This is a genomic window from Streptomyces sp. NPDC058239 (assembly GCF_042882185.1).
Lineage (GTDB): Bacteria > Actinomycetota > Actinomycetes > Streptomycetales > Streptomycetaceae > Streptomyces.
Window position 1 is genome coordinate 72,019 of the sequence record NZ_JBHVWS010000035.1, and the last position, 22,541, is coordinate 94,559.

The window sequence follows — 22,541 nt, forward strand, 5'->3', positions numbered from 1 at the left end:
ACGGATTCACAAGCGCCTTCTCGGCGCGCGGCGAAGGGCCATCACTCCCCCGCTCGGGAGCGACGGCCCTTCGCCGTTTCCGGCCCCGGCCCGCCCCGGACCGCCCCGAACCGCCCCGGACCCGCTGAAATGCGACATCACCCCCGGCCGGCGTCGTTGACGTCGCGAACCTGCCGGACACCGTCCGCCGCCGCTTGTGAACTGGGTTGAACAGCCCATTCGTCACCGAGCACAGGACGGCGCCCGCCATGACCACCGCGGCCACCACTCCCTTCGAACAAGCCACCTCCCCACCCCCCGCCCCCTTGCGCGGCCGGCTCGCCGTCGTCTCCGTGATGCTGGGCATCTTCTCGATCGTCACCACCGAGATCCTGCCCATCGGTCTGCTGACGTCGATCGGGTCCGACTTCGCCGTCTCGGACGGCACGGCGGGCCTGATGATGACCATGCCCGGACTCCTCGCAGCGGTCTCGGCCCCCTTGGTCACCGTGGCGACGGCCCGCGCCGACCGGCGTGCGATGCTCTGCGCCTTCATGCTCCTGCTGGCCCTGGCCGACTTTCTCACCGCCGCCGCGACGGACTACCGCCTCGTCCTGGTCTCCCGGGTGATGCTCGGGATCACCATCGGCGGCTTCTGGTCCATCGGGGCCGGACTGGCCGGGCGGCTGGTCCCCCCGGCATCGGCCGGCCGGGCAACAGCGGTGATCTTCTCGGCGGTCCCGCTGGGCTCTGTGCTCGGTGTCCCCGCCGGTACGTTCATCGGCGGCCTGGCCGGCTGGCGGACCGCATTCGTGGTCATGGGGGTGCTGGCCGTGGGCGTACTGGCCCTGATGCTCCTGGTGATTCCGGCCCTGCCCCCGACGCAGGTCACTCGCGTGAGCGTGCTCCGTACCGTGCTCGGCCGGACCGGCACCCGGTTCGCACTGCTCCTCACCTTCTTCATCGTCCTGTCCCACTTCTCCACGTATACCTACGTAACCCCCTTTCTGGAACAGGTCACCCGCGCCGACCCGGCGCTGATCACGGTGTTCCTGCTCGTCTACGGCACCGCCGGCATCATCGGCAACTTCGTCGGCGGCTCACTTGTGTCGCGCCGTCCGCGCACCGCGATCTGCCTCGCCGCGGGAATGATCGCCGCCGCGACCACACTGCTCCCGGTCCTTGGCAGGTGGGAGGCCGGAGCCGTCGCGCTGCTGGTCGTCTGGGGGGTCGCCTACGGTGCGGTACCGGTCTGCTCGCAGACCTGGTTCGCCAAGGCCGCGCCCGATGCGCCCGAAGCGGCGTCCGTCCTGTTCACCGCGTCCTTCCAGGCGACCTTCGCCCTCGGCGCCCTGGCGGGCGGAGCCGTCCTCGACCACCTGTCCGTGTCGGCGGTCATGCTGCTCGGCGGCGCGGTCGCGGCTCTCATGGTGGTCGTGGCGGGGCCATGCTCCGGGCGCCTCGGCGTCGCGGGGGCTCACCGATCGAGATGACCTCCAAGGGGCGCCCGGACGGAGGAACCCGCCCAACAGTTGGTCGGACGGTCCCCCCAAGCCTCGTCCTTCAGGACCCGGGTCAACTCGACGGGCGCCCGTAACGCTTGCAGCTGAAGTAGGTCGCCGGGAGCGCGCCGTCGTCGAGGCAGATCCGCACGACTGCGGCTCCGCCAGGAACGTCCGCCGGCACGACGAACGGGGTGAACGTCTCACTGGCGCCGCAAGTTCGGGAGGTGTAGTTGAGGCCCAACTGCTTGTTGTTGGCATCGAGGGTGAAAGCGGTGGTTCCCCGGCAGTTCGACGAGGAAACCGACTTCTGTTCGCCTGCCACGGTGACTGACCGGTTGTGCCAGGTGATCGTGCCTCTGGTGTAGGTGTTCCCGACAGTTACGTCGAACTCGGTGACAGGGTCGGCCGCGTGGGCGCTGGGTGCGTTGACCAGCATGCCGGCGCCCAGGACGACCGTTCCGACGACGGCGGCGAGGCGTGCGCGCATATGATCCTCCATTTGACGGAATTGCCCGGTCGGACCGCACCAGCGTAGGGCCGGCTGCCGCCCCGGGCATGGAGAATGCGACACCGGCCTCGGCCGGCCCGACCTGGCGATCGCGGCCATGGTGGGGAGAACCCCACCATGGCACGCAGTGCTGGCACCCCAATGAATTCGGTGGACCGCTTCACTGTCCATCTCGCCTGCTGACTGCACGATGATTGCATGCAGCAAACGCACGCTCATTCGCCCGGTCGCGGTCGCGATCCATTCATAGACGTCATCAGAGCACTATGCGTGCTGGCCGTGATTTCTCAGCACTGGCTCATGCCCGTACTGGCTTATGAGAATGGGCATTTGAGCACCGGTAATGCTCTCGCAAGTCCTGGCTGGTGGATTGTCACATGGCTGACGCAGGTCATGCCCATGGTGTTCTTCGCCGGCGGAGCCGCCAATTTCTTCTCGTTCCGATCGGCGAAATCGGTGCACACCTGGCTCCGGAGCAGAATTGCGCGTCTCCTGGTGCCGGTCATACCCCTGGCAGCCGTGTGGCTGCTGCTGCCCCACGCGTTGATCGGCGCGGGGGTGCCTCAGCAACCCGTGCTGCTGGCGGGCAGGACAGCCGGGCAACTGCTCTGGTTCCTCGCCGTCTACGTGCTCGTGGTCGCGCTCACGCCGGTGATGTTCAGGTGGTACCGCCGGTACGGATGGCGTGTGATCGGCGTACTCGCCGTCTGTGCCCTGGTCGTCGATGTGCTGCGCTTCGAGGTCAGCCCCGCGATCGGTTTCCTGAACGCCCTGTTCGTCTGGTTGGCAGCCCACCAGTTCGGCTTCCACTACGCCGACGGCGGTCTGCGCATGCCGAGCAGGTGGACATCGGCGGGTCTGGCCGCTGTCGGCTTCGGACTCACCGCGGCCGCTGTGTTCTTCGGGCCCTACCCGGCATCCATGATCGGAATGCCCGGGGCCCCGGTCTCCAACATGAGCCCTCCGACCGCGGTGATGATGTCGCTGACGATCGGTCAGCTCGGACTCTGGCTGACGCTCAAGCCGGCCATGACGCGGTTCGCCGGACGTCCACTGGTCACATCCTTTCTGCAGTGGTGCGGAACCCGATTCATGACCCTGTACCTCTGGCACATGCCCGCGCTCGTGATGACGGCGGGAATCGCAATTGTCGGACTCGGCTTCGCGACACCGAAGCCCGGCAGCCCGGTGTGGTTCGCGGTGGCACCGCTGTGGGTCGGTGTTTCGGGAGTTTTCCTGGTGTGCTTCACCAGAATTTTCGGCCGGTTCGAATTCCGTCGCCGTTCCGGTGCGGCATCGGACATGAGCCTCGGCAAGGTCCTTCTCGCGGCCATGCTTTCCGCCGGCGGCCTCCTCGGACTTGCCGCACAGGGGTTCATTTCCCCCGGCAACCCGCTCGGTCCGGTGCTCTGGGTGCTGCTGGTGCTGGCAGGGCTGCTCGTCGTACGGGAGAAGAACGCCCCGAAGGCCGTTGCCGTACAAGGCGCTCGCACCGTGCCCGTTCAGTTGGCTGTGCACCATGAAGATGCCCGGGTTCTCTCCCGGCAGGGCAGCGGATGACGGCCTCGCGCCCTGAGTGCGGGTCGGGGGGCTCGGCGTCCGGATCGGACCAGGGCGGCTGGGTGCAGGCCCTGGGGGCGCTCCACCGCGGCGAACCCTGCGGGTTCACGCTCATGCTGCGCGGCGGCCGGCACATCGAATGGCACGTCCGCCCGCTGACGTACGTATCGCTCGACGCCCGCACCCACCACCGTCCCGCCCCGCTCCCCGTCGCACAGAAATCCGTATGAGTTAGGCTCGCCTGGGCGCAGCGAGGGCATCGATCGGGCTCAGGTATCGGCCCGCTGGGCCGGAATGTGAGGCCGCCCGTGCGGGACTACTTGCTCATGCTGTTCATCACGGCGGCCGTGACCCACCTCCTGACCGGCCCCGTACGGAAGTTCGCGATCTCCGTCGACGCGATGCCCGAGATCCGGGCGCGCGACGTCCATCGCGAACCCACCCCGCGCCTGGGCGGCGTGGCCATGTTCGGCGGGCTGGTGGCCGGGCTGCTGGTCGCTTCCCACCTGCCGCATCTGGAAGACATCTTCACCCAGAGCTCGACGCCGCGGGCACTGCTGTCCGGCGCCGCGCTCATCTGGCTCCTGGGCGTCCTGGACGACAAATGGGGCGTCGACTCGCTGGTCAAGCTCGGCGGCCAGGTGCTCGCCGCCGGAGTGATGGCCTTCCAGGGGCTCACGATCCTCTGGCTCCCAGTGCCGGGCACCGACGGGATCTACCTCTCCGACTGGCAGGGCACGCTGCTGACCGTGGGGCTGATCGTCGTCTCCATCAACGCGGTCAACTTCGTCGACGGGCTCGACGGGCTGGCCGCGGGCACGGTGGGCATCGCGGCGACGGCGTTCTTCCTGTACGCGTACCGGCTCTGGTACGGCTACGGGATCGAGGCCGCCGCGTCCACCACGCTGATCTCCGCGATCCTGGCGGGCATGTGCCTGGGCTTCCTGATCCACAACTCGCATCCGGCCCGGATCTTCATGGGCGACTCGGGCTCGATGCTGCTCGGCCTGCTCATCGCCGGGTGCGCGGTCTCGGTGACGGGCGAGGTCGACCCGAGCCTCCTCAACCAGTCGCTGGACGGCAGGTCCGGGTCGGCCGCGATGGTGCCGGTCTACATTCCGCTGATGCTGCCGCTGTCCGTCATCGCGCTGCCCGTCGCGGATCTCCTGCTCGCCGTCATCAGGCGTACGTGGAACGGAATGTCCCCCTTCGCCGCCGACAAGGGCCACCTCCACCACCGCCTGCTCCAGCTCGGCCACTCGCACCGCCGGGCCGTGCTGCTCATGTACTTCTGGTCGGCGCTGTTCTCGTTCGGGATCGTGGCCTACTCGGCGCGGGGCGCCAAGTCCTGGATGCTGTTCGGTGTCGCGTTCGTCTGCGTGGTGGGCCTGATCCTGCTGCTCCAGCCCCGCTACGAATCCGGCCTCACCCGCCGCCTGCTGCCGCGCAGGCCCAGGGGCCGCGTGGTCGCCACCGGCGGAAGGCGCACCGAGGCCGACGAGGAACGCCGGGTGCCGACCAGGTGACCGCGGTGCTCTGCTCACCGGGCGCCGCGACCTGAGCAGCCGCTCCCTGCGCCCGGTTCATCCCTTGGTCGCGCACCCGCAGGCTTTCGGGGGACGCCCGCCCCCGCACCCGCTCGGCAGACTGGCGGCGACACGTGAACCGCCGACCAACCGGGGAGTCGGAGTGCATCGCGACGAGCGCAGTGGAGGAATCAGCCGGGCGAGGTTCCTGGCCGGGGCAGGGGCGATCGGGGCCGCGGCGGCCACCGGACCGTTCCTGGCCGGCACCCCCAGTACCACCGCGGTGCACCACCCGCGATGTCTTCCCGTGCCGCAGCCGACCGGCAGCCGGTCGCTGCTCCTTTGTGGGCATGCGTACATCAAGAGGACCGGCCACGGCCGCGCTCACCGACTGAGCGGCCGTGGCCGGTCCGGGGGGCGGCTCAGGCCTTCGGGGCCACCTTCGACAGCCCGTTGATGATCCGGTCCATCGCGTCGCCGCCCGTCGGGTCGGTCAGGTTGGCGAGCATCTTCAGCGTGAACTTCATCAGCAGCGGGTGCGTCAGACCGCGCTGGGCGGCGATCTTCATGACCTTCGGGTTGCCGATCAGCTTCACGAAGGCGCGACCCATCGTGTAGTAGCCGCCGTAGGTCTCCTTGAGCACCTTCGGGTAGTTGTTCAGCGCCAGTTCGCGTTGGGCCGGGGTCGCGCGGGCGTGGGCCTGGACGATGACGTCCGCGGCGATCTGGCCCGACTCCATGGCGTACGCGATGCCTTCGCCGTTGAACGGGTTGACCATGCCGCCCGCGTCACCGACGAGCAGCAGGCCCTTGGTGTAGTGCGGCTGGCGGTTGAAGGCCATCGGGAGGGCGGCGCCGCGGATCGGCATCGTCATGTTCTCCGGGGTGTAGCCCCAGTCCTGCGGCATGGACGCGCACCACGCCTTGAGGACCTCGCGCCAGTCCAGCTCCTTGAAGGCGGAGGAGGAGTTGAGGATGCCGAGGCCGACGTTGGACGTGCCGTCGCCCATGCCGAAGATCCAGCCGTAGCCGGGCAGGAGCCGGTCCTGGGGGCCTCGGCGGTCCCACAGCTCCAGCCAGGACTCCAGGTAGTCGTCGTCGTGGCGGGGCGAGGTGAAGTACGTACGCACGGCCACGCCCATCGGGCGGTCCTCGCGGCGGTGCAGGCCCATGGCGAGCGACAGCCGGGTGGAGTTGCCGTCGGCGGCGACGACGAGCGGGGCGTGGAAGGTGACCGGGGTCTTCTCCTCGCCGAGCTTGGCGTTGACGCCGGTGATGCGGCCGGTGCGGTCGTCGACGATCGGGGCGCCGACATTGCAGCGCTCGTGAAGCCGCGCGCCCGCCTTCTGCGCCTGGCGGGCCAGCTGCTCGTCGAAGTCGTCGCGCTTGCGGACCAGTCCGTAGTCCGGGTACGAGGCGAGATCCGGCCAGTCCAGCTGGAGGCGGACGCCGCCGCCGATGATGCGCAGACCCTTGTTGCGCAGCCAGCCGGCCTCTTCGGAGATGTCGATGCCCATGGAGACGAGCTGCTTGGTGGCGCGCGGGGTGAGGCCGTCGCCGCACACCTTCTCGCGCGGGAAGGCGGTCTTCTCCAGCAGGAGAACGTCGAGTCCGGCCTTGGCGAGGTAGTACGCGGTCGTGGAGCCGGCTGGGCCTGCCCCGACGACGATCACATCCGCGCTGTGTTCGGAGAGGGGCTCGGTCACGGTCGGATCTCCCGAAGACTCGAAATCGCGTGCCGCGCGGCACATGTCCCGTGCAGTCTATGGGGGCCTGCTGATCAACCTTCCGAAGGGCTCCCCGATGTCGACCGTGCCCCCCGTCGCCCCCTCCGTACAGCTGCGTGTCCCCACGGACGAGGACGCCCTCTCCTGGCACCGGGCGTTCGACGACCCCGAGGTGATGGAGTTCTTCGGCGGTACGTCGGCGGAGCTTTCGCTGTACGAGGAGTGGACCGCCCGCCAGCGCAGACACGACGCCGAACTCGGCTACTGCCTGTGGACCGTGCTCGGTGAGGACGGCGAGGTCGCCGGTTTCACCGGCGCCCAGCCCTGGCCGCAGACCGCGTACGGCCCGGTGGGCGAGATCGAGATCGGCTGGCGACTGGCCCGGCCGGCCTGGGGCCGGGGTTACGCCACCGCCGCCGCGCGCCTCACTCTGGACCGGCTGCGCGCGGCCGGGGTGGAGCGGGTGGTGGCGACGATCGACGCGCGCAACGAACGGTCGATCGCCGTGGCCCGGCGGCTGGGGATGGAGCGGGCGGAGAGCTTCACGGCTGAGCGGGCGGGACAGGTGGTGCAGTGCTTCCGGCTGGCGCTGAATGCGTGACGAGCCGGATCAGTCGATGTCGTTGAGCATCCAGGTGGCCAGGGCCGTGTCGAAGATCTGCCGCGTCTGCGGCCAGTCGGTGTCGCGCTCGGTCGTGTAGATGGCGTACTCGGTGCCGTCGTCCGCGATGTAGCTCTGGTCGATCGCGTGGATCGTCTCGCCGCTGTCCCGGTCCTCGTACGTGTACTCCCAGATCGCGCCCTGCAGTCCCTGGAACGTGTTGGCCGACAGCTGCAGCCGTCGGTAGTTCTTCTGGTTGGCGTCGGCGGTCCGCTCCAGCGTCTGGAAGTTCTCGTACGAGCTGTACGGGGCGTTGCGGATGACGCCGACCTTGAGTTCGGCCCGGCCGGTGGAGCCCGCGTAGGTGATCTGGTGGTTCTTCTCGCTCTGCCGGTCCCAGAGCGTGGGGACGGCGAAGGAGAAGCCCGCGGTGTCGGAGACGAGCCGGTAGCCCTCTGGGACGGTGGGGGCGGAGGAACTCCCGGACGGGATCGGGCTGTCGGACGGGGCCGGGCTGTCGGAGGAGGCCTGCTCCTGCGACGGGTCGGCTGCCGGGGCCCGGCTGCTCGGGGACGCGGCGGGCTTGTCGTCCTTGGCCGTGCCGTCGGATCCCCGGTCCGTCAGGGCCAGTACGCCGGCACTCGCGCCGCCGCCGACGAGGAGCGCCGCGACGAGGGTGCCGGTCCAGATGAGGGCGGTGCGCTTACGGGCGCCGGCCGGAGGCGTGGGTGGCGCGGGGACGGGTGCGGGTGCGAGTGCCGGTGCCGGTGCGAGTGCCGGTGCGGCTGCGAGTTGGACGGTGTGCGGGTCGTAAGGGGCCGGGGTCATCGGGACAGTCGGCGCTGTCGGCGCCACGCCGGGCTGCGTCGGCATCGGTGTCCGCCGCCCCAGCAGCCGCAGCAGATGCGGCGCCGCGAACACCGCGCCGCCCACCCACAACAGCCCGAACAGCAGCGCGTCCGGCACGCTCGGTGCGAGCTCCGCCGTGCCCTGGCCGCCCACGTCCCCGACGCCGCCCGACAGTTGTGTGGACACCCCGCTGAACCCGCACAGCACCAGGAACATCGCCAGGAACAGCCCACCCACGGTGGCCTGTTCGCGCCGGTCCGCCGAGCGCCGCGCGGCCGAGATCCCCACCGTCAGCGCGCAGACGACACCGGTCACCAGCGCTCCGGCCACCGCCCAGCCGTTCAGTTCCTTGCCCAGTTCGGACAGCCCGAAGCCGCCGTGCTCCAGGTTGGAGCCGAGGTAGCTCACCTGCCCCCGCATGTCGTACTCGACCGGGGTGCCCCAGCTCAGCCCGAGCACCATCAGACCGATGTTCGGCAGCAACGGCAGCGCGATCAGCATGGCTTCGCCGTCCACACCGTCAGCATTGGCGTACGCGATGAAGCCGATCAGGGTGCAGAGCAGCAGTACGACGCCGAGCGCCCGTACCGCCGTCCCCGCCGCCCGGACCACGGTGTGCGCGACCGGCCGCGCGGCCAGCCAGTGGGCCGACGCGTCGCGCTGCAGTACGCCGCCGGTGACCAGCAACGAGATCACCAGCGCCCCGAGCGCGGCGAGCAGCGGTGTGGACGAGATCGAGACACCCGCGACATCGGGCTGGGCGAACAGCCCGATGACCAGGACGGCGGCGGTGGCCACCAGGCCGATCCGTACCGCCGCCTCCATGCCACCGCCCTGTCTGCGGGCCGACCGGGCGCCCAGGAACAGCGCACCCACCCACAGCACGGTGACCGTGAGCGGGACCACGGAGAGCGTGGCGCCGCCCTGCGAAACGCCGCCTCCGAAGTCGTACCCGCTGCCGTCGAAGCCGTCGCCGTCCAGGCCGCCGCCCGGACTGGTGGACCGCACCTCGAAGCCGCCGCCGAACGCCTGGAGCAGCATCGCCAGCGCGATCCGCAGCCGGTCGCTCCAGCCGACGACGACGTCGTCACCCTGGCCGTACGAGGGGATGGCGAGCGCCACGGCGAGGGCGAGGATCAGCCCGGTGGGCCAGGCCGCCGCCTTCGCCGAACCCACCCAGTCGCCGCGGAAGGCCCGGCCGAGGAACGCGCCGAAGGGTGACGGCCCGGCGGGCCCCGGCAGCGGCGGGGCGGCCGGCATCGGCGCATAGCCGGGCGGCGGAGGCTGGGGCGGCTCGTGCGGTGCGGGCTGGTGCGGCAGGAGCTGCGGTGGCCGTGGCGGCGCGTCAGGCATCGTCGGCGGGACGGCCGGCGCCGCTTCCACGGTCGGCCGTTCGCGCCCGCACTTCATGCAGAAGCGCGCCTCGTCCGGGGCCGGTGTTCCACAGAAGGGGCAGTACGACGGCATGAGAGCTCCGGCGGCAGGGACGGGGGCGGGGAAGACGTGTGGCGTATCAACGGACACATCTTCCCCACCGTCCGGTTCCCGTCAACGGGAGTCACCAGAGCGTTACTTCAAGGACGTACGCCCCGGTGCAGCGCCACCACACCACCGGTGAGATTGCGCCAGGCGACCTTCGACCAGCCGGCCCGCTGGAGCTTCGCCGCAAGCCCGGCCTGGTCGGGCCAGGCGCGGATGGATTCGGCGAGATAGACGTACGCGTCGGGGTTGGACGACACCGCGCGCGCGACCGGCGGCAGCGCCCGCATCAGGTACTCGGTGTACACCGTGCGGAACGGCGTCCAGGTCGGCTGCGAGAACTCGCAGATCACCACCCGGCCGCCCGGCTTCGTCACCCGGTACAGCTCGCGCAGCGCCGCATCCGTGTCCTGGACGTTGCGCAGCCCGAAGGAGATCGTCACCGCGTCGAAGGTCTCGTCGCGGAACGGCAGCCTGGTGGCGTCGCCCGCGGTGAAGGGGAGCCAGGAGTTGCGCTTCTTGCCCTCCTGCAGCATGCCGAGGGAGAAGTCGCAGGGCACGACGTACGCGCCCGTCGCGGCGAAGGGCAGCGAGGACGTCGCCGTGCCCGCGGCCAGGTCGAGGACCTTCTCCGCGGGCCGGGCGTGCACCGCCTTCGCGACCTCCTTGCGCCACAGCCGGGCCTGGCCGAGCGACAGCACATCGTTGGTGAGGTCGTAGTTCGCCGCCACGTCGTCGAACATCGTGGCGACTTCGTGCGGCTGCTTGTCCAGGGAGGCTCGGGTCACCCACCCATTCAAGCAGCCCGGTCTGCGGTGCTTCGCGCCGGTCGCGAGTCGGCCCCGGGTGGACTGAACCAATTGGGTCCACCGGCAGTCAGTACAGAAGGGAACACAGAACGCAGAGCCACCGGGAACCAGGGGGGAGCCCAGATGTCCGCACAGGGGGCGCGTCGGCGGCTGCGGCCGGAACGCGGGCGGAAACGGCTGTTCGTCGCTGCTGTCGTCCCGGCGGCGCTGATCTGTGCCGCCGCCGTGGTGGGGCCCCGGTGGAGCACCGACGCCGAGGGGAGGACGGCCGCACCGTCCGCCTCCGGGACCTCGTCGGACATCGGCACGTTCACCGTCGCCCGCGCAGGCGCCTCGGACACCGGCAAGGGCAACGCCTACCGGGTCGAGGTGGAGGACGGTTCGGGCGTCGACCCCGACCGTGCCGCCGCCGAGATCGCCCGCGTCCTGACTGCGCCACGGGGCTGGTCGCACCATGGCGAGCACACTTTCCGCCAGGTGACCCACGGTCCGGCGGGACTGGTCATCCGTATCGCCACCCCCAGGACCACCGACGCCATCTGCGGGCGGAGCGGCCTGGACACCCACGGCGAGGTCAACTGCCGGGTCGGCGCCGACGTCATGGTCAACCTCAAGCGCTGGCAGCAGGGATCACCCGAATTCCACGGCCCCCTCGCCGACTACCGGGCCCTCATCATCAACCACGAGGTCGGACACTGGCTGGGCAACGGCCACGAGACCTGCCCGGGCAAGGGCCGCCCCGCCCCCGCGATGATGCAGCAGATCTACGGACTGAAGGGGTGCGTCTCCAACCCCTGGCCGTACGACGCCAAGGGCCACTACCTGGGCGGCCCGCCGGTACCGTGACGGATCCGCCCCCGGAACACCGGACAGACCTCAGCTGCGGCGGAAGACCAGCCGTCCGCCGAGCACCGTCGCCGTGCAGCTCCCGGCGCCCTCGGTGCGCGGCGCCGCCAGGTCCCGTACGCCGAACACCGCCAGATCCGCGGGCCCGCCGACGGCCAGCGTCACCGCGAACGCGTCGGCCGGCTCCGGCAGGGACGCCAACGGGTCGAGGGAGACCGGTTCGGGTGCCGGTCCCGGGGGATGGACGCGCAGTCCCGAGCGGGCGACAGCGGTGCGCACGGCGGCGCGGGTGAAGGGGCCCCGGACGGCGGTCGTGCCGTGCCGCAGCATCCGTTGCAGCCCGCGCCGGGCACTCGCGCCCCAGCGGGCGTCGTCCATGCCGAGTGCGGTGAGCGCGTCACCGGTGAGCGGGTCGCCGCCGAGCTCGTCCGCCTCGCGCGGATCCGGATGGTAGGCGGCCTCCAGCAGCGCCGGTGCTCCCGCGTTCAGCAGCCCCGGGGTGATCAGCCCGGACCACCGCCGGATCCGGGCCTGCGGGCGGGCGGCGGTCAGCTCCCCGTACGTACCGATGGCGACGACCACACCGCCGTCCACGGCCACGGAGTCCGCCCCGTCCGGGGCGCCTTGCACCGCGTCGGCGGCATGAACCGTCAGCAAAGCGGCCTCAGTTGGCGTTCAGGAGCTTCAGCTCCGGATGCGCCGTGCCGCCCTCGATCGCAGTGGACGAGATGTGCGAGACGACGCGCTCGTCGACCGGGTCGTTCGCCGGGTCGTCGTGGACGACGAGGTGCTCGTACGTCGTGGCGCGCTGCGCCGGTACACGGCCCGCCTTGCGGATCAGGTCGATGATCTCCAGCCGGTTGGAGCGGTGCTTGGCACCGGCCGAGGAGACGACGTTCTCCTCCAGCATGATCGAGCCGAGGTCGTCGGCGCCGTAGTGCAGCGACAACTGGCCGACCTCCTTGCCTGTGGTCAGCCAGGAGCCCTGGATGTGCGCGACGTTGTCGAGGAAGATCCGGGCGATGGCGATCATCCGCAGGTACTCGAAGAGCGTCGCCTGCGTCTGGCCCTTCAGGTGGTTGTTCTCCGGCTGGTACGTGTACGGGATGAACGCGCGGAAGCCACCCGTCCGGTCCTGTACGTCGCGGATCATCCGCAGGTGCTCGATGCGCTCGGCGTTGGTCTCGCCGGTGCCCATCAGTATGGTGGAGGTGGACTCGACACCGAGGCGGTGCGCGGCCTCCATGATCTCCAGCCAGCGCTCACCGGACTCCTTGAGCGGGGCGATCGCCTTGCGCGGCCTGGCCGGCAGCAGCTCGGCGCCCGCTCCCGCGAAGGAGTCGAGACCGGCGGCGTGGATGCGCTGGATGGCCTCCTCGACGGAGACCTTGGAGATCCGGGCCATGTGCTCGACCTCGGAGGCGCCGAGCGAGTGGATGACGAGCTGCGGAAACGCCTTCTTGATGGCGGAGAAGTGCTCCTCGTAGTACTCGACGCCGTAGTCCGGGTGGTGCCCGCCCTGGAACATGATCTGCGTACCGCCGAGTTCGACGGTCTCCGCGCAGCGGCGCAGGATGTCGTCCAGGTCGCGGGACCAGCCCTTGGCAGTGTCCTTGGGCGCGGCGTAGAAGGCGCAGAACTTGCAGGCCGTGACACACACGTTCGTGTAGTTGATGTTGCGCTCGATGATGTACGTCGCGATGTGCTCCGTACCGGCGTAACGGCGTCGGCGTACGGCATCGGCGGCCGCACCCAGTGCGTGCAGCGGTGCCGACCGGTAGAGGTCGAGGGCCTCCTCCGGAGTGATCCGACCGCCCTCGGCGGCTCGGTCGAGGATGGGCTGAAGGTCGGCCTTCTCGGTCACCGGGCTGTCACCTTTCGGCGGTTTTTCAAGGGATCTACGGACCGGTTCAGCCTACGCCAGCCCCTGCCGGGGTCAGCTGCCGGACCGGGTGAGCGTGCCGTACGGACGGCCCGCGCCGCTCTCCTCGGACCGGAAGCGGAGGGTGCCGTCGGTGGCACGTGTGAAGTGGACGTCGGTGGTGGTGGAGGTGCAGAGGGTCGGGTCGCCGGGGCGCTCCGGATCGGCGCGTTCCCGAAGCGTCAGTTCCTTGTCGGTGCCGGAGGAGAGGGTGGCGACGCTGTTGCAGCGGACGGTCAGTCCGAGAGCGCTGACCTCCGTGGTCATACGGACCACGTCCGTGCCCTTCTTCCCTGCGGTGAACACGGCGGTGAGCGTGCCGTGCGGCTGCCCGGAGGCCTTCTCGGTTACCGGGCCCTTCCAAGTGCCGATGAACGCCTTCGGGAGCTCGCTGATCTGCTCCGGGCCGCCCGTACCCGAGTCGGAGGGCTGCGACGGCCGCCCGGAGGACGTGGCGGCCGGCGGGGTGTGGCCGACACCGCCGTTCTCGGCGGCGTCGCTGCCATCGCCTCCCGGCATCAGATCGAAGATGTACGCACTGCCCACGGTCACGGCGGCGAGGGCGCCCGCCACGGCGAGGGCGACGGTGCAGCTCAGCCTCCGGCCGCGGTTCGCATCGGGGCGGGCCGGGGCGGAGTCCACGCTGACGGTGACGGAGAAACGGGGGTCGGGCGTACGTTGCCCGGGCAGCCCGGACGCCCCGGTCGGCCGCGACGTCCCGGCGGACTCGGCCATACCGGCGGTCGCCGGCCACGAGGGCGGCCCGTTCGGCCGGGGCGGCCGAGTCGGTTCATGCGTCGGGAACGGCTCGATCGGCGGACCGAACCCACCGCCCGCACCACCCCCGCCATTGGCGCCGTTCGCGCCCCACGCCGCACTGCTGAACGGCACCGGCCCCGACTGCACCGGCGCGTCCTGCGGTTCCAGGTCCAGCAGTGCGACCGCCGCCCGGCTGACCTCGCGCACCAGAGGACCCGGCAGCCAGCCCGCCGCCACCAGCGACGCAGCCCCGCCCGGCGCCAGCTGCCGGGCCAGCTCCGTGGGGGTCGGCCGGTCCTCCGGGTACTTCTCCAGACACCCGGCGACGACGTCCCGCAACTCCCCCTCCAGCTCCCCCAGCTCGGGCTCCTCGTGCACCACCTTGTAGAGCAGTACGGCCGAGGAGTCGCCGAGGAAGGGGGCGGTACCGGTCGCCGCGTAGGCGAGCACAGCGCCGAGCGAGAAGACATCGGCCGCGCCCGAGATGTCCACGCCCCGGATCTGCTCCGGTGCCATGTAGCCCGGCGAGCCGACGGAGACTCCGGTGGAGGTGAGCGAGGCAGTGGCACCGACGGCGTGGGCGATCCCGAAGTCGATCAACCGGGGGCCGTCGAGGGCGAGCAGCACGTTGGACGGCTTCACATCGCGGTGGATGAGGCCCTGCTCGTGCACCGCGGCCAGCGCCTCCCCGAGTCCGGCACCCAGCGTCCGCACCGCGTGCTCGGGCAGCGGCCCGTGCTCGGCGACCGCGGTGGACAGCGGGGGCCCGGCCACATAGCCGGTGGCGACCCATGGAATGGGGGCGTCCGGGTCGGCGTCCAGGACGGGCGCCGTCCACTGCGCACCGATCCGCCGCGCCGCGTCCACCTCCCGCCGGAAGCGGGCCCGGAACTGCTCGTCGAGAGCGAAGTGGGGGTGCACGACCTTGACCGCGACGGTACGTCCGCCCGCGCTGCGCCCCAGATAGACCCGGCCCATGCCGCCCGCACCGAGCCTGCCGAGCAGTCGGTAGGCACCGATGGTCAGCGGTTCGCCGGCTTCCAGCGGCTGCATATGGACTCCCCCTGTGGACCGGCCGGACCTCCGACCGAAGCCTAGGGGGCGAAGGTCATCGGGTCACAGAGGAAACCATCCGCCGATTTCACCCCCAAGGGAACGAACAACGGCTTTCGACACAACAAAAGGCGTGAATGCGTCGTTCACCCGAGCGATTCCGGTACACGACCGGGACTCTCCCCGGACACCATCCGGGAATCGACTATTCGACGCGTATTAACCCGAATCGATAGCCGTGCCGGGAGAAGGGGAGAGCGGGGCGGGAAGAGATATCCGCCGCAGAGGTACAGGATTCCCCTATACCCCCAGCCATTCCCGCGCACGGCGTACTCGGCGCGCGTCCGGCGTCCCGCCCCGCCCCGCCGCCCGGTCAGCCGCCGAGCAGCTCGACCTTCACGTCCGCCGGGAAGCCGGTCGTCGGACCGACCCGGCGCGCGAACTCCTGTACACCCGCCAGCTGGTCCGGGCCGAAGCGGAAGTCCAGGGTCGTGAAGTACCGCTCCAGCACCTCCGCGTCGAAGGCCTCCCAGCGCGCCGCCTGCTCCGCGACCTTGGTGACTTCCTCCAGGGAGACGTCCCGCGAGGCCAGGAAGGCCTCGTGCACCTTGCTCACGTGGTGGGGCTCGGCCGCCAGATAGTCCTTGCGGGCCGCCCAGACCGCGAAGACGAACGGCAGCCCGGTCCAGTCCTTCCACATCTGGCCCAGGTCGTGGACCTGGAGACCGAGCCGGGGCGCGTCGTGCAGGTTGGCGCGCAGCGCGGCGTCGCCGATCAGCACGGCGGCGTCCGCCTCCTGCATCATCACGCCGAGGTCCGGCGGGCAGGTGTAGTAGTCCGGGTTGACCCCGTACCGCTCGGCGAGGAGCAGTTGGGCCAGCCGCACGGAGGTGCGCGAGGTCGAACCGAGCGCCACCCGGGCCCGGTCCAGCTGGTCCAGCGGCACCTGCGACACGATCACGCACGACATGACGGACCCGTCGCAGCCCACCGCGATGTCCGGGAAGGCGACCAGGTCGTCGGCGTTGCGGAGGAACTCCACCAGCGTGACGGGGCCGATGTCCAGATCGCCCCTGATCAGCTGCTCACTGAGCTTCTCCGGGGTGTCCTTCGAGAGCTCCAGGTCGAGCAGGGTTCCGGTTCTCGCCAGTCCCCAGTACAGGGGGAGGCAGTTCAGGAACTGGATGTGGCCGACGCGCGGCCGGCTGCGACGGTCGTCGCCTGCGACGGTTGAGACGGTTGAATTGTCCACATCGCGAGGCTAGACCCGTGGCGCCGCCCGGACGGCACCGGGTGCGCGGGGCGTCACCCGATCCCACTCCCGGGGCGCACCGATACCGATACGGGGAGCGCGCCAAAGCCTTCCCCGTACCCCCTGAACGCACCTCCACAACACCCTCCGGGACACCCACTTCGTCAGCTCATCGGCACAGCTATCAAACATCCGAGTGAAGTGATCTTTCCCTCTACCCTTCCGTACACACTGCGTGCTAGGCTCGACGCAAGTTGCAGTTTGGTTTCCCTTGCAGTACAGAGCCTGCGGAGCATGTAACCCGCAGGCTTTTGTAGTTTTCAGACTTCTTTGCAGGTTCTGGAGCAGGGCAACCCTTTGGCCCAAGGAGGGCTTATGGCTACCGGAACCGTCAAGTGGTTCAACGCTGAAAAGGGCTTCGGCTTCATCGCCCAGGACGGCGGCGGCCCGGATGTCTTCGTCCACTACTCCGCGATCAACGCGTCCGGGTTCCGCTCCCTCGAGGAGAACCAGGTCGTGAACTTCGACGTCACTCAGGGACCCAAGGGTCCGCAGGCTGAGAACGTCACCCCGGCCTAGTTGCCCGGGTCGGCCGATCGCGGCCGGCTAGTAGTACCCAAGGAGCCCCGCTCCTCCGCTTCGGCGGGGGAACGGGGCTCCTGCCTTTCCTCCCGCCTCTTCCCTTCTCGGCGGCATCGGGGCGCTGCGATGCTTGACCTTGACACCGTGTGAAGCAGTGCAGTCGGAGACATCATGTTCACCATCGGAGACTTCGCCCGGTACGGACGGGTGTCGGCCCGGATGCTGCGCCACTACGACGCCATCGGGCTCCTGCACCCCGACCGCACCGACCCCGCCACCGGCTACCGCTTCTACGGGGCCGCCCAGCTCGCACGCCTCAACCGCATCATCGCCCTCAAGGATCTCGGCTTCACGCTCCAGCAGGTGCAGGCCATCCTCGACGAGCAGGTGGGATCGGAGGAGCTGCGCGGGATGCTGCGGCTGCGGCGGGCGGAGCTGGAGGAGGCCATGGCGGCTGCGGCCGCACGGCTGGCGCAGGTCGAGGCGAGGCTCCGGTCGATCGAGAGCGAGGGACGCATGTCTGCGGACGATGTGGTGGTCAAGAGTGTTGCCGCGGTACGGGTGGCCGAGCTGACCGGCACCGCGGCGGGCTACGAACCAAAGGACATCACTCCGGTGATCGGCCCGCTGTACGACCGGCTCTTCCCGCTGCTGGGCACAGTGGGCGTCAGCCCGAGCGGCCCCGGGATCGCACACTACGAGGATGCTCCGGAGGGTGGCGGCGCGGTCGTCGTCCACGCCGGGGTGACGGTCTCCGCCCCGGTGGGCCCGCTCGGCGACACCGGGATCACGGTGGTCGAACTGCCCCCGTTCGAGGCGGCGACCATTGTCCACCGGGGTTCGATGGACGGCGTACTGCCGACGGCCCAGACCCTGGCCCGCTGGATCGACGCCAACGGCTACCGGTCCGCGGGATATGCCCGCGAGATCAGCCTGGAGTGCCCCGAGGACCGGGACAAGTGGGTGACGGAACTCCAGGAGCCGGTCACCAGGGCCTGATCCCCCTCGGACGTCCACAGGCCGAAAAGAACGTGACACCCCGCACCCCGGGTGTCACGTTCCTTGGCACCCCCTACCGCCCTCCGGGCCCCGCCCACAGCCCGTCGTCCGTCAGCCCCAGCAGGTCGATCGCGTTGCGGCGCACGATCCGGTCCACGACATCGGCGTCCAGATGCCCCATCTGCGCCTCGCCGACCTCGCGCGACTTGGGCCAGGTGGAGTCGGAGTGCGGGTAGTCCGTCTCGTACAGGACGTTCCCGACGCCGATCGAGTCGAGGTTCTTCAGCCCGAAGGCATCGTCGAAGAAGCAGCCGTAGACATGCTCGGCGAACAGCTCCGACGGCGGACGGTGGACCTTGTCGGCGACGCCACCCCAGGCCCGGTTCTCCTCCCAGACCACGTCGGCGCGTTCCAGGATGTACGGAATCCAGCCGATCTGGCCCTCCGCGTACATGATCCGCAGGTTCGGGAACCGCTCGAACTTGCCGCTCATCAGCCAGTCGACCATCGAGAAGCAGCAGTTGGCGAAGGTGATGGTGGAACCGACGGCTGGCGGGGCGTCCGCCGAGGTGGACGGCATCTTCGAGGACGAGCCGATATGCATCGCGATCACCGTCCCCGTCTCGTCACAGGCCCGCAGGAACGGATCCCACTCGTCCGTATGAATCGACGGCAGCCCGAGATGCGGAGGTATTTCGGAGAACGCCACCGCGCGCACACCGCGCGCCGCGTTCCGCCGGACCTCGTCCGCGGCCAACTGCGCGTCCCAGAGCGGGATCAGGGTGAGCGGGATGAGCCGGCCCCGCGCCTCGGGCCCGCACCACTCCTCCACCATCCAGTCGTTGTACGCCCGCACCCCGAGCAGCCCCAGCTCGCGATCCTTCGCTTCGGTGAAGGTCTGACCGCAGAAACGGGGGAAGGTGGGGAAGCAGAGGGCGGACTGGACGTGGTTGACGTCCATGTCGGCGAGCCGGTCGGGGACCGAGAACGAACCCGGGCGCATCTGCTCGTACGTGATGACCTCAAGCCTGATCTCGTCCCGGTCGTAGCCGACCGCGGTGTCGAGCCGGGTGAGCGGGCGGTGCAGATCCTCGTACACCCACCAGTCGCCGATCGGCCCGTCGTCACCCTTCGCACCCATCACAGGCGCGAACTTGCCACCCATGAAGGTCATTTCCTTGAGCGGTGCGCGGACGATACGCGGGCCTCGGTCAAGGTACTTGGACGGGAGCCGGTCCCGCCAGACATGAGCGGGCTCCACCGTGTGGTCGTCCACCGAGATGATCTTCGGGAAGGTCTCCATGTCTACCACGGTAGCGTTAACCTGACGAACCGTCAGCTATCTGTACCGGCCCCCGTCCCGCAATCGTTGTCGAGGGCTTGTGCAGAGAGACACCCACTGCTGACGTGTCCGCCCATAACAAGGCAGACTGTTGAGCGCGATACCAGCGGTACCGAGCAATCCGGATCCACCCGCACCGGACCGGCACATGGGCGGGCAATCCAAAACAGACAGCACCAGCACGATCGGCAGGACCGGCGGGGCGAGCAGGGCAGGGGGCAGCAATGGACCGTGACAACGGGCCGCGCATGCATGTTCCGGAGCAGCGCGCTCCTGGGCAGCGGTCGGCCGACGGCACCGATCTGCGCTTTTCCGTGCTCGGCCCGGTACGGGCATGGCGGGGCGGAGAGGCGCTGCCGTCCGGTTCGCCTCAGCAGCGCGCCCTGCTGACCGCGCTGCTTCTGCGCGGCGGCCGCACGGCCACTGCCTCCGAACTCATCGACGCCATCTGGGGCGAGGACCCGCCCTCGCAGGCGCTCGCCGCCGTACGCACGTACGCCTCCCGGCTCCGCAAGTTCCTCGACCCGCAGACGCTGGTCAGCGACGCCGGCGGATACGCGATCCGGACCAGGCACGACGCCGTCGACCTGACCATGGCTCAGGAACTGGCGGCCGAGGCGGAGAAGGCCCGGGCCGGCGGCGACCGGACCCAGGCCCGCGCCCTCTTCAACAAGGCGCTCGGCCTGTGGGACGGCGAGGCCCTGGCCTCCGTGCCCGGACCGTACGCCGAGAATCAGCGCACCCGTCTGGAGGAATGGCGGCTCCAGCTCACCGAGACCCGCCTCGACCTGGACCTGGAGGTCGGCTGCCACGCGGAGGCGGTCTCCGAACTGACCGCGCTCACCGCCGCACACCCGCTGCGTGAACGGCTGCGCGAACTCCTCATGGTCGCCCTGTACCGCAGCGGCCGCCAGGCCGAGGCGCTCGCGGTGTACGCCGACACCCGTCGGCTGCTCGCCGACGAACTGGGCGTCGACCCGCGCCCCGAGCTCTCCCAGCTCCAGCAGCGCATCCTGCAGGCCGACGAGGAACTGGCCCGCCCGGCCGACGAACCGGCCCCGGCCCCCGCACCGGTGCGCCCCGCCCAACTGCCGGCCACCGTTCCCGACTTCACGGGCCGCGCCTCCTTCGTCCGCGAACTGGGCGACCGGCTGGCGACCGCCGAGGGTTCGGTCATGGCCGTCTCGGCACTGGCCGGCATCGGCGGCGTCGGCAAGACGACCCTCGCCGTGCACGTCGCCCACCAGGCGCGCCAGCACTTCCCGGACGGCCAGCTGTACGTGGACCTCCAGGGCGCCGGCGCACGCGCCGCCGAACCGGAGACGGTCCTCGGCGCCTTCCTGCGCGCCCTCGGCACGGCGGACTCGGCGATCCCCGACTCCCTGGACGAACGCGCCGCGCTCTACCGCTCCACGCTCGACGGCCGCCGCATACTGATCCTCCTCGACAACGCCCATGACGCGGCCCAGATCCGTCCCCTCCTCCCCGGCACCGCAGGCTGCGCGGCCCTGGTCACCAGCCGCGTCCGCATGGTCGACCTGGCCGGCGCGCACCTGGTCGACCTGGACGTGATGTCCCCGGACGAGGCGCTCCAGCTCTTCACCCGCATCGTGGGCGAGGAGCGCATCCACTCCGAGCGCGAGGCCGCCCTCGACGTGGTCGCCGCCTGTGGCTTCCTCCCCCTGGCCATCCGCATCGCAGCCTCGCGCCTGGCCTCACGCCGCACCTGGACGGTCTCCGTCCTGGCCGCCAAACTCGCCGACGAACGCCGCCGCCTGGACGAACTCCAGGCCGGCGACCTCGCGGTGAAGGCCACCTTCGAACTCGGCTACGGCCAACTGGAACCCGCCCAGGCCCGCGCCTTCCGCCTCCTGGGCCTGGCCGACGGCCCCGACATCTCCCTGGCGGCGGCAGCAGCCCTGCTCGACCTGGACGTACACACGGCGGAAGATCTGCTGGAGGCCCTGGTCGACACCAGCCTCGTGGAGTCGGCGGCACCGGGCCGCTACCGCTACCACGACCTGGTACGCCTCTACGCGCGTTCCTGCGCGGAACGGGACGAACAGCCGCCGGAGGAGCGGGAGTTTGCGCTGTCGCGGCTGCTGGACTTCTATCTGGCCACGGCGGCGGGGGTCTACGCGCTGGAGCGGCCGGGGGATCGGCTGGTGGATCACCTGGAGCCCACGCGTCACACGGGGCTGCGGTTCACCAACCGGCACGACGCACAGGACTGGCTCTACGCAGAAGCAGGCACATTGTTGGCCTGCGTATGCCAGTCCTCCGGTCCCGACGCGCTCCGCCGAGCGATCGACCTTCTATGGGCCGCATTGGACCTGGCTGAGTCGGGAGCCAACTCCAAGCAGTACGAAACAGCTGCCGCGCTCATGCTGGATGCCGCACGCGCATGCGGCGATATCCGCGCCGAGCGGCGCGCTCTCGTCACATTGAGCAACGCCCATCTCGTCGCGGGCCGGTTCGATCAAGCTGACCAAGAGGCCAGCCACGTACTGGAGTTGTCACATGACACTCAAGACCCGCTCCCCAACTGCTGGGCAGCCAATCACCGCGGGGTCATTGCCATCTACCAGAGTCGCCACGAGGACGGCGAGAAGCACCTGACTCAGGCCATCGAAGACTTCCGCCTCGGCGAGAACCTCCCAGGAGAAGCCTCGTCGCTGTGCAACCTGTCGCGCGTCCACCTCGCCATGGGACGTACGGCGAGTGCTGTCGCACTTGCCCGGAAGGGAATCGACATCTACGACAGCATGGGGCACTCGCTGCGGGGAGCAAACGCCAGATACGCCCTGGGGATTGCGCTGACCCGGAGCGGGGAACTTGCAGAGGCGACCAACAGTTTCCTGGAGGCTCTGGAAATCTTCCGCGACAGCCGCCAGCGGCTCTGGGAAGGCATGACGCTCTTTCGCCTTGCCGAAGCAGACCTCGCGGGAGACAGTCCGGCTCAGGCTGCTTCCAAGGCAGAGATGGCGCTGACCGTCCTGCGCGGGATCGGCGGAGAATGGCGCCGGGGCAATGTGCTTACCGTTCTCGGACACGCCCTCGGCGGAATCGGACAGTCGGGACGGGCTTTGGTCTGCTGGCGCGAAGCCCTGGCGATATACGAGGAACTCGGCTCCGACGAGGCGGCCGATGTTCGCCGGCTCCTCATGCGCGTGAACGCAGAGCAGGCGTAGCAGCCCGCCCCCTCACGGCGTTCATCGTTCGTTTATCGCCGGACGGCAAGCTC

18 protein-coding genes are annotated in these 22,541 nt (G+C 70.0%); 9 read left to right on the forward strand and 9 right to left on the reverse strand.

The genetic code is table 11. The annotated features are described in order from the left end of the window. Positions 1–248: 248 nt before the first annotated feature. A complete protein-coding gene (locus tag ACFVYE_RS30510; protein ID WP_383968362.1) occupies positions 249–1,472 on the forward strand; it encodes an MFS transporter in 1,224 nt (407 codons plus the stop codon). An 82-nt stretch (positions 1,473–1,554) separates the two neighbouring features. Here ACFVYE_RS30510 and ACFVYE_RS30515 read toward each other — a convergent pair whose 3' ends face one another. Beyond that, positions 1,555–1,971 carry a hypothetical protein gene (locus ACFVYE_RS30515; RefSeq protein ID WP_383968360.1) on the reverse strand — a complete coding sequence of 139 codons (417 nt, stop codon included), beginning with the start codon at positions 1,969–1,971 and terminating at the stop codon, positions 1,555–1,557. A 219-nt stretch (positions 1,972–2,190) separates the two neighbouring features. Between ACFVYE_RS30515 and ACFVYE_RS30520 the strand changes: the two genes are divergently transcribed. The 3 genes from ACFVYE_RS30520 to ACFVYE_RS30530 all read left to right on the forward strand — a co-directional run bounded on the left by ACFVYE_RS30520 (position 2,191) and on the right by ACFVYE_RS30530 (position 5,078). Beyond that, positions 2,191–3,552 (forward strand): acyltransferase, encoded by a 1,362-nt coding sequence (locus ACFVYE_RS30520; protein ID WP_389607759.1) that lies wholly within the window; start codon positions 2,191–2,193, stop codon positions 3,550–3,552. Continuing rightward, complete coding sequence (locus ACFVYE_RS30525) at positions 3,549–3,782, forward strand: hypothetical protein (protein ID WP_383968355.1); 234 nt, start codon at positions 3,549–3,551, stop codon at positions 3,780–3,782. Before ACFVYE_RS30520 ends, ACFVYE_RS30525 begins: the two co-directional genes overlap by 4 nt. A gap of 66 nt (positions 3,783–3,848) precedes the next feature. Further along, on the forward strand, positions 3,849–5,078 hold the full coding sequence (locus ACFVYE_RS30530; protein ID WP_389607760.1) for an MraY family glycosyltransferase: 1,230 nt from the start codon (positions 3,849–3,851) through the stop codon (positions 5,076–5,078). Positions 5,079–5,500: 422 nt separating this feature from the next. Here the strand turns inward: ACFVYE_RS30530 and ACFVYE_RS30535 are convergent, their stop codons facing one another. Continuing rightward, the gene (locus ACFVYE_RS30535; RefSeq protein ID WP_383970529.1) at positions 5,501–6,784 is read right to left on the reverse strand and encodes a geranylgeranyl reductase family protein; all 1,284 of its coding nucleotides are present in this window, start codon (positions 6,782–6,784) and stop codon (positions 5,501–5,503) included. Positions 6,785–6,881: 97 nt separating this feature from the next. Between ACFVYE_RS30535 and ACFVYE_RS30540 the strand changes: the two genes are divergently transcribed. Then, positions 6,882–7,406: a GNAT family N-acetyltransferase gene (locus ACFVYE_RS30540; protein WP_383970541.1), complete on the forward strand. Its 525-nt coding sequence runs from the start codon at positions 6,882–6,884 to the stop codon at positions 7,404–7,406. Positions 7,407–7,415: 9 nt separating this feature from the next. Here the strand turns inward: ACFVYE_RS30540 and ACFVYE_RS30545 are convergent, their stop codons facing one another. Together ACFVYE_RS30545 and ACFVYE_RS30550 are read right to left on the reverse strand one after the other, a co-directional pair. Beyond that, entirely contained in the window at positions 7,416–9,722 is a 2,307-nt protein-coding gene (locus ACFVYE_RS30545; RefSeq protein WP_389607761.1) for a zinc-ribbon domain-containing protein, read from the reverse strand. A 107-nt stretch (positions 9,723–9,829) separates the two neighbouring features. Beyond that, entirely contained in the window at positions 9,830–10,522 is a 693-nt protein-coding gene (locus tag ACFVYE_RS30550) for a demethylmenaquinone methyltransferase (protein WP_383073457.1), read from the reverse strand. Between the two features lie 246 nt (positions 10,523–10,768). On the opposite strand from ACFVYE_RS30550, the gene ACFVYE_RS30555 reads away from it, so the two are divergent. Continuing rightward, entirely contained in the window at positions 10,769–11,389 is a 621-nt protein-coding gene (locus tag ACFVYE_RS30555) for a DUF3152 domain-containing protein (RefSeq protein WP_383970538.1), read from the forward strand. Between the two features lie 30 nt (positions 11,390–11,419). Here the strand turns inward: ACFVYE_RS30555 and ACFVYE_RS30560 are convergent, their stop codons facing one another. The 4 genes from ACFVYE_RS30560 to ACFVYE_RS30575 all read right to left on the reverse strand — a co-directional run bounded on the left by ACFVYE_RS30560 (position 11,420) and on the right by ACFVYE_RS30575 (position 16,374). Then, the gene (locus ACFVYE_RS30560) at positions 11,420–12,046 is read right to left on the reverse strand and encodes a hypothetical protein (protein ID WP_389607762.1); all 627 of its coding nucleotides are present in this window, start codon (positions 12,044–12,046) and stop codon (positions 11,420–11,422) included. A 7-nt stretch (positions 12,047–12,053) separates the two neighbouring features. Continuing rightward, positions 12,054–13,253 (reverse strand): cyclic dehypoxanthinyl futalosine synthase, encoded by a 1,200-nt coding sequence (mqnC, locus tag ACFVYE_RS30565; protein WP_389607763.1) that lies wholly within the window; start codon positions 13,251–13,253, stop codon positions 12,054–12,056. A gap of 72 nt (positions 13,254–13,325) precedes the next feature. Then, the gene (locus tag ACFVYE_RS30570; protein WP_389607764.1) at positions 13,326–15,122 is read right to left on the reverse strand and encodes a protein kinase; all 1,797 of its coding nucleotides are present in this window, start codon (positions 15,120–15,122) and stop codon (positions 13,326–13,328) included. 373 nt (positions 15,123–15,495) lie between these two features. Beyond that, entirely contained in the window at positions 15,496–16,374 is an 879-nt protein-coding gene (locus ACFVYE_RS30575; RefSeq protein WP_383970514.1) for a menaquinone biosynthetic enzyme MqnA/MqnD family protein, read from the reverse strand. A gap of 375 nt (positions 16,375–16,749) precedes the next feature. On the opposite strand from ACFVYE_RS30575, the gene ACFVYE_RS30580 reads away from it, so the two are divergent. Then, the gene (locus ACFVYE_RS30580) at positions 16,750–16,953 is read left to right on the forward strand and encodes a cold-shock protein (RefSeq protein WP_003967102.1); all 204 of its coding nucleotides are present in this window, start codon (positions 16,750–16,752) and stop codon (positions 16,951–16,953) included. 174 nt (positions 16,954–17,127) lie between these two features. Further along, complete coding sequence (locus ACFVYE_RS30585) at positions 17,128–17,955, forward strand: MerR family transcriptional regulator (RefSeq protein ID WP_383970511.1); 828 nt, start codon at positions 17,128–17,130, stop codon at positions 17,953–17,955. Between the two features lie 73 nt (positions 17,956–18,028). Here the strand turns inward: ACFVYE_RS30585 and ACFVYE_RS30590 are convergent, their stop codons facing one another. Beyond that, complete coding sequence (locus ACFVYE_RS30590; RefSeq protein ID WP_093894620.1) at positions 18,029–19,258, reverse strand: amidohydrolase family protein; 1,230 nt, start codon at positions 19,256–19,258, stop codon at positions 18,029–18,031. A gap of 263 nt (positions 19,259–19,521) precedes the next feature. Between ACFVYE_RS30590 and ACFVYE_RS30595 the strand changes: the two genes are divergently transcribed. Next, on the forward strand, positions 19,522–22,488 hold the full coding sequence (locus tag ACFVYE_RS30595) for a BTAD domain-containing putative transcriptional regulator (protein WP_383970508.1): 2,967 nt from the start codon (positions 19,522–19,524) through the stop codon (positions 22,486–22,488). Positions 22,489–22,541 lie beyond the last annotated feature (53 nt).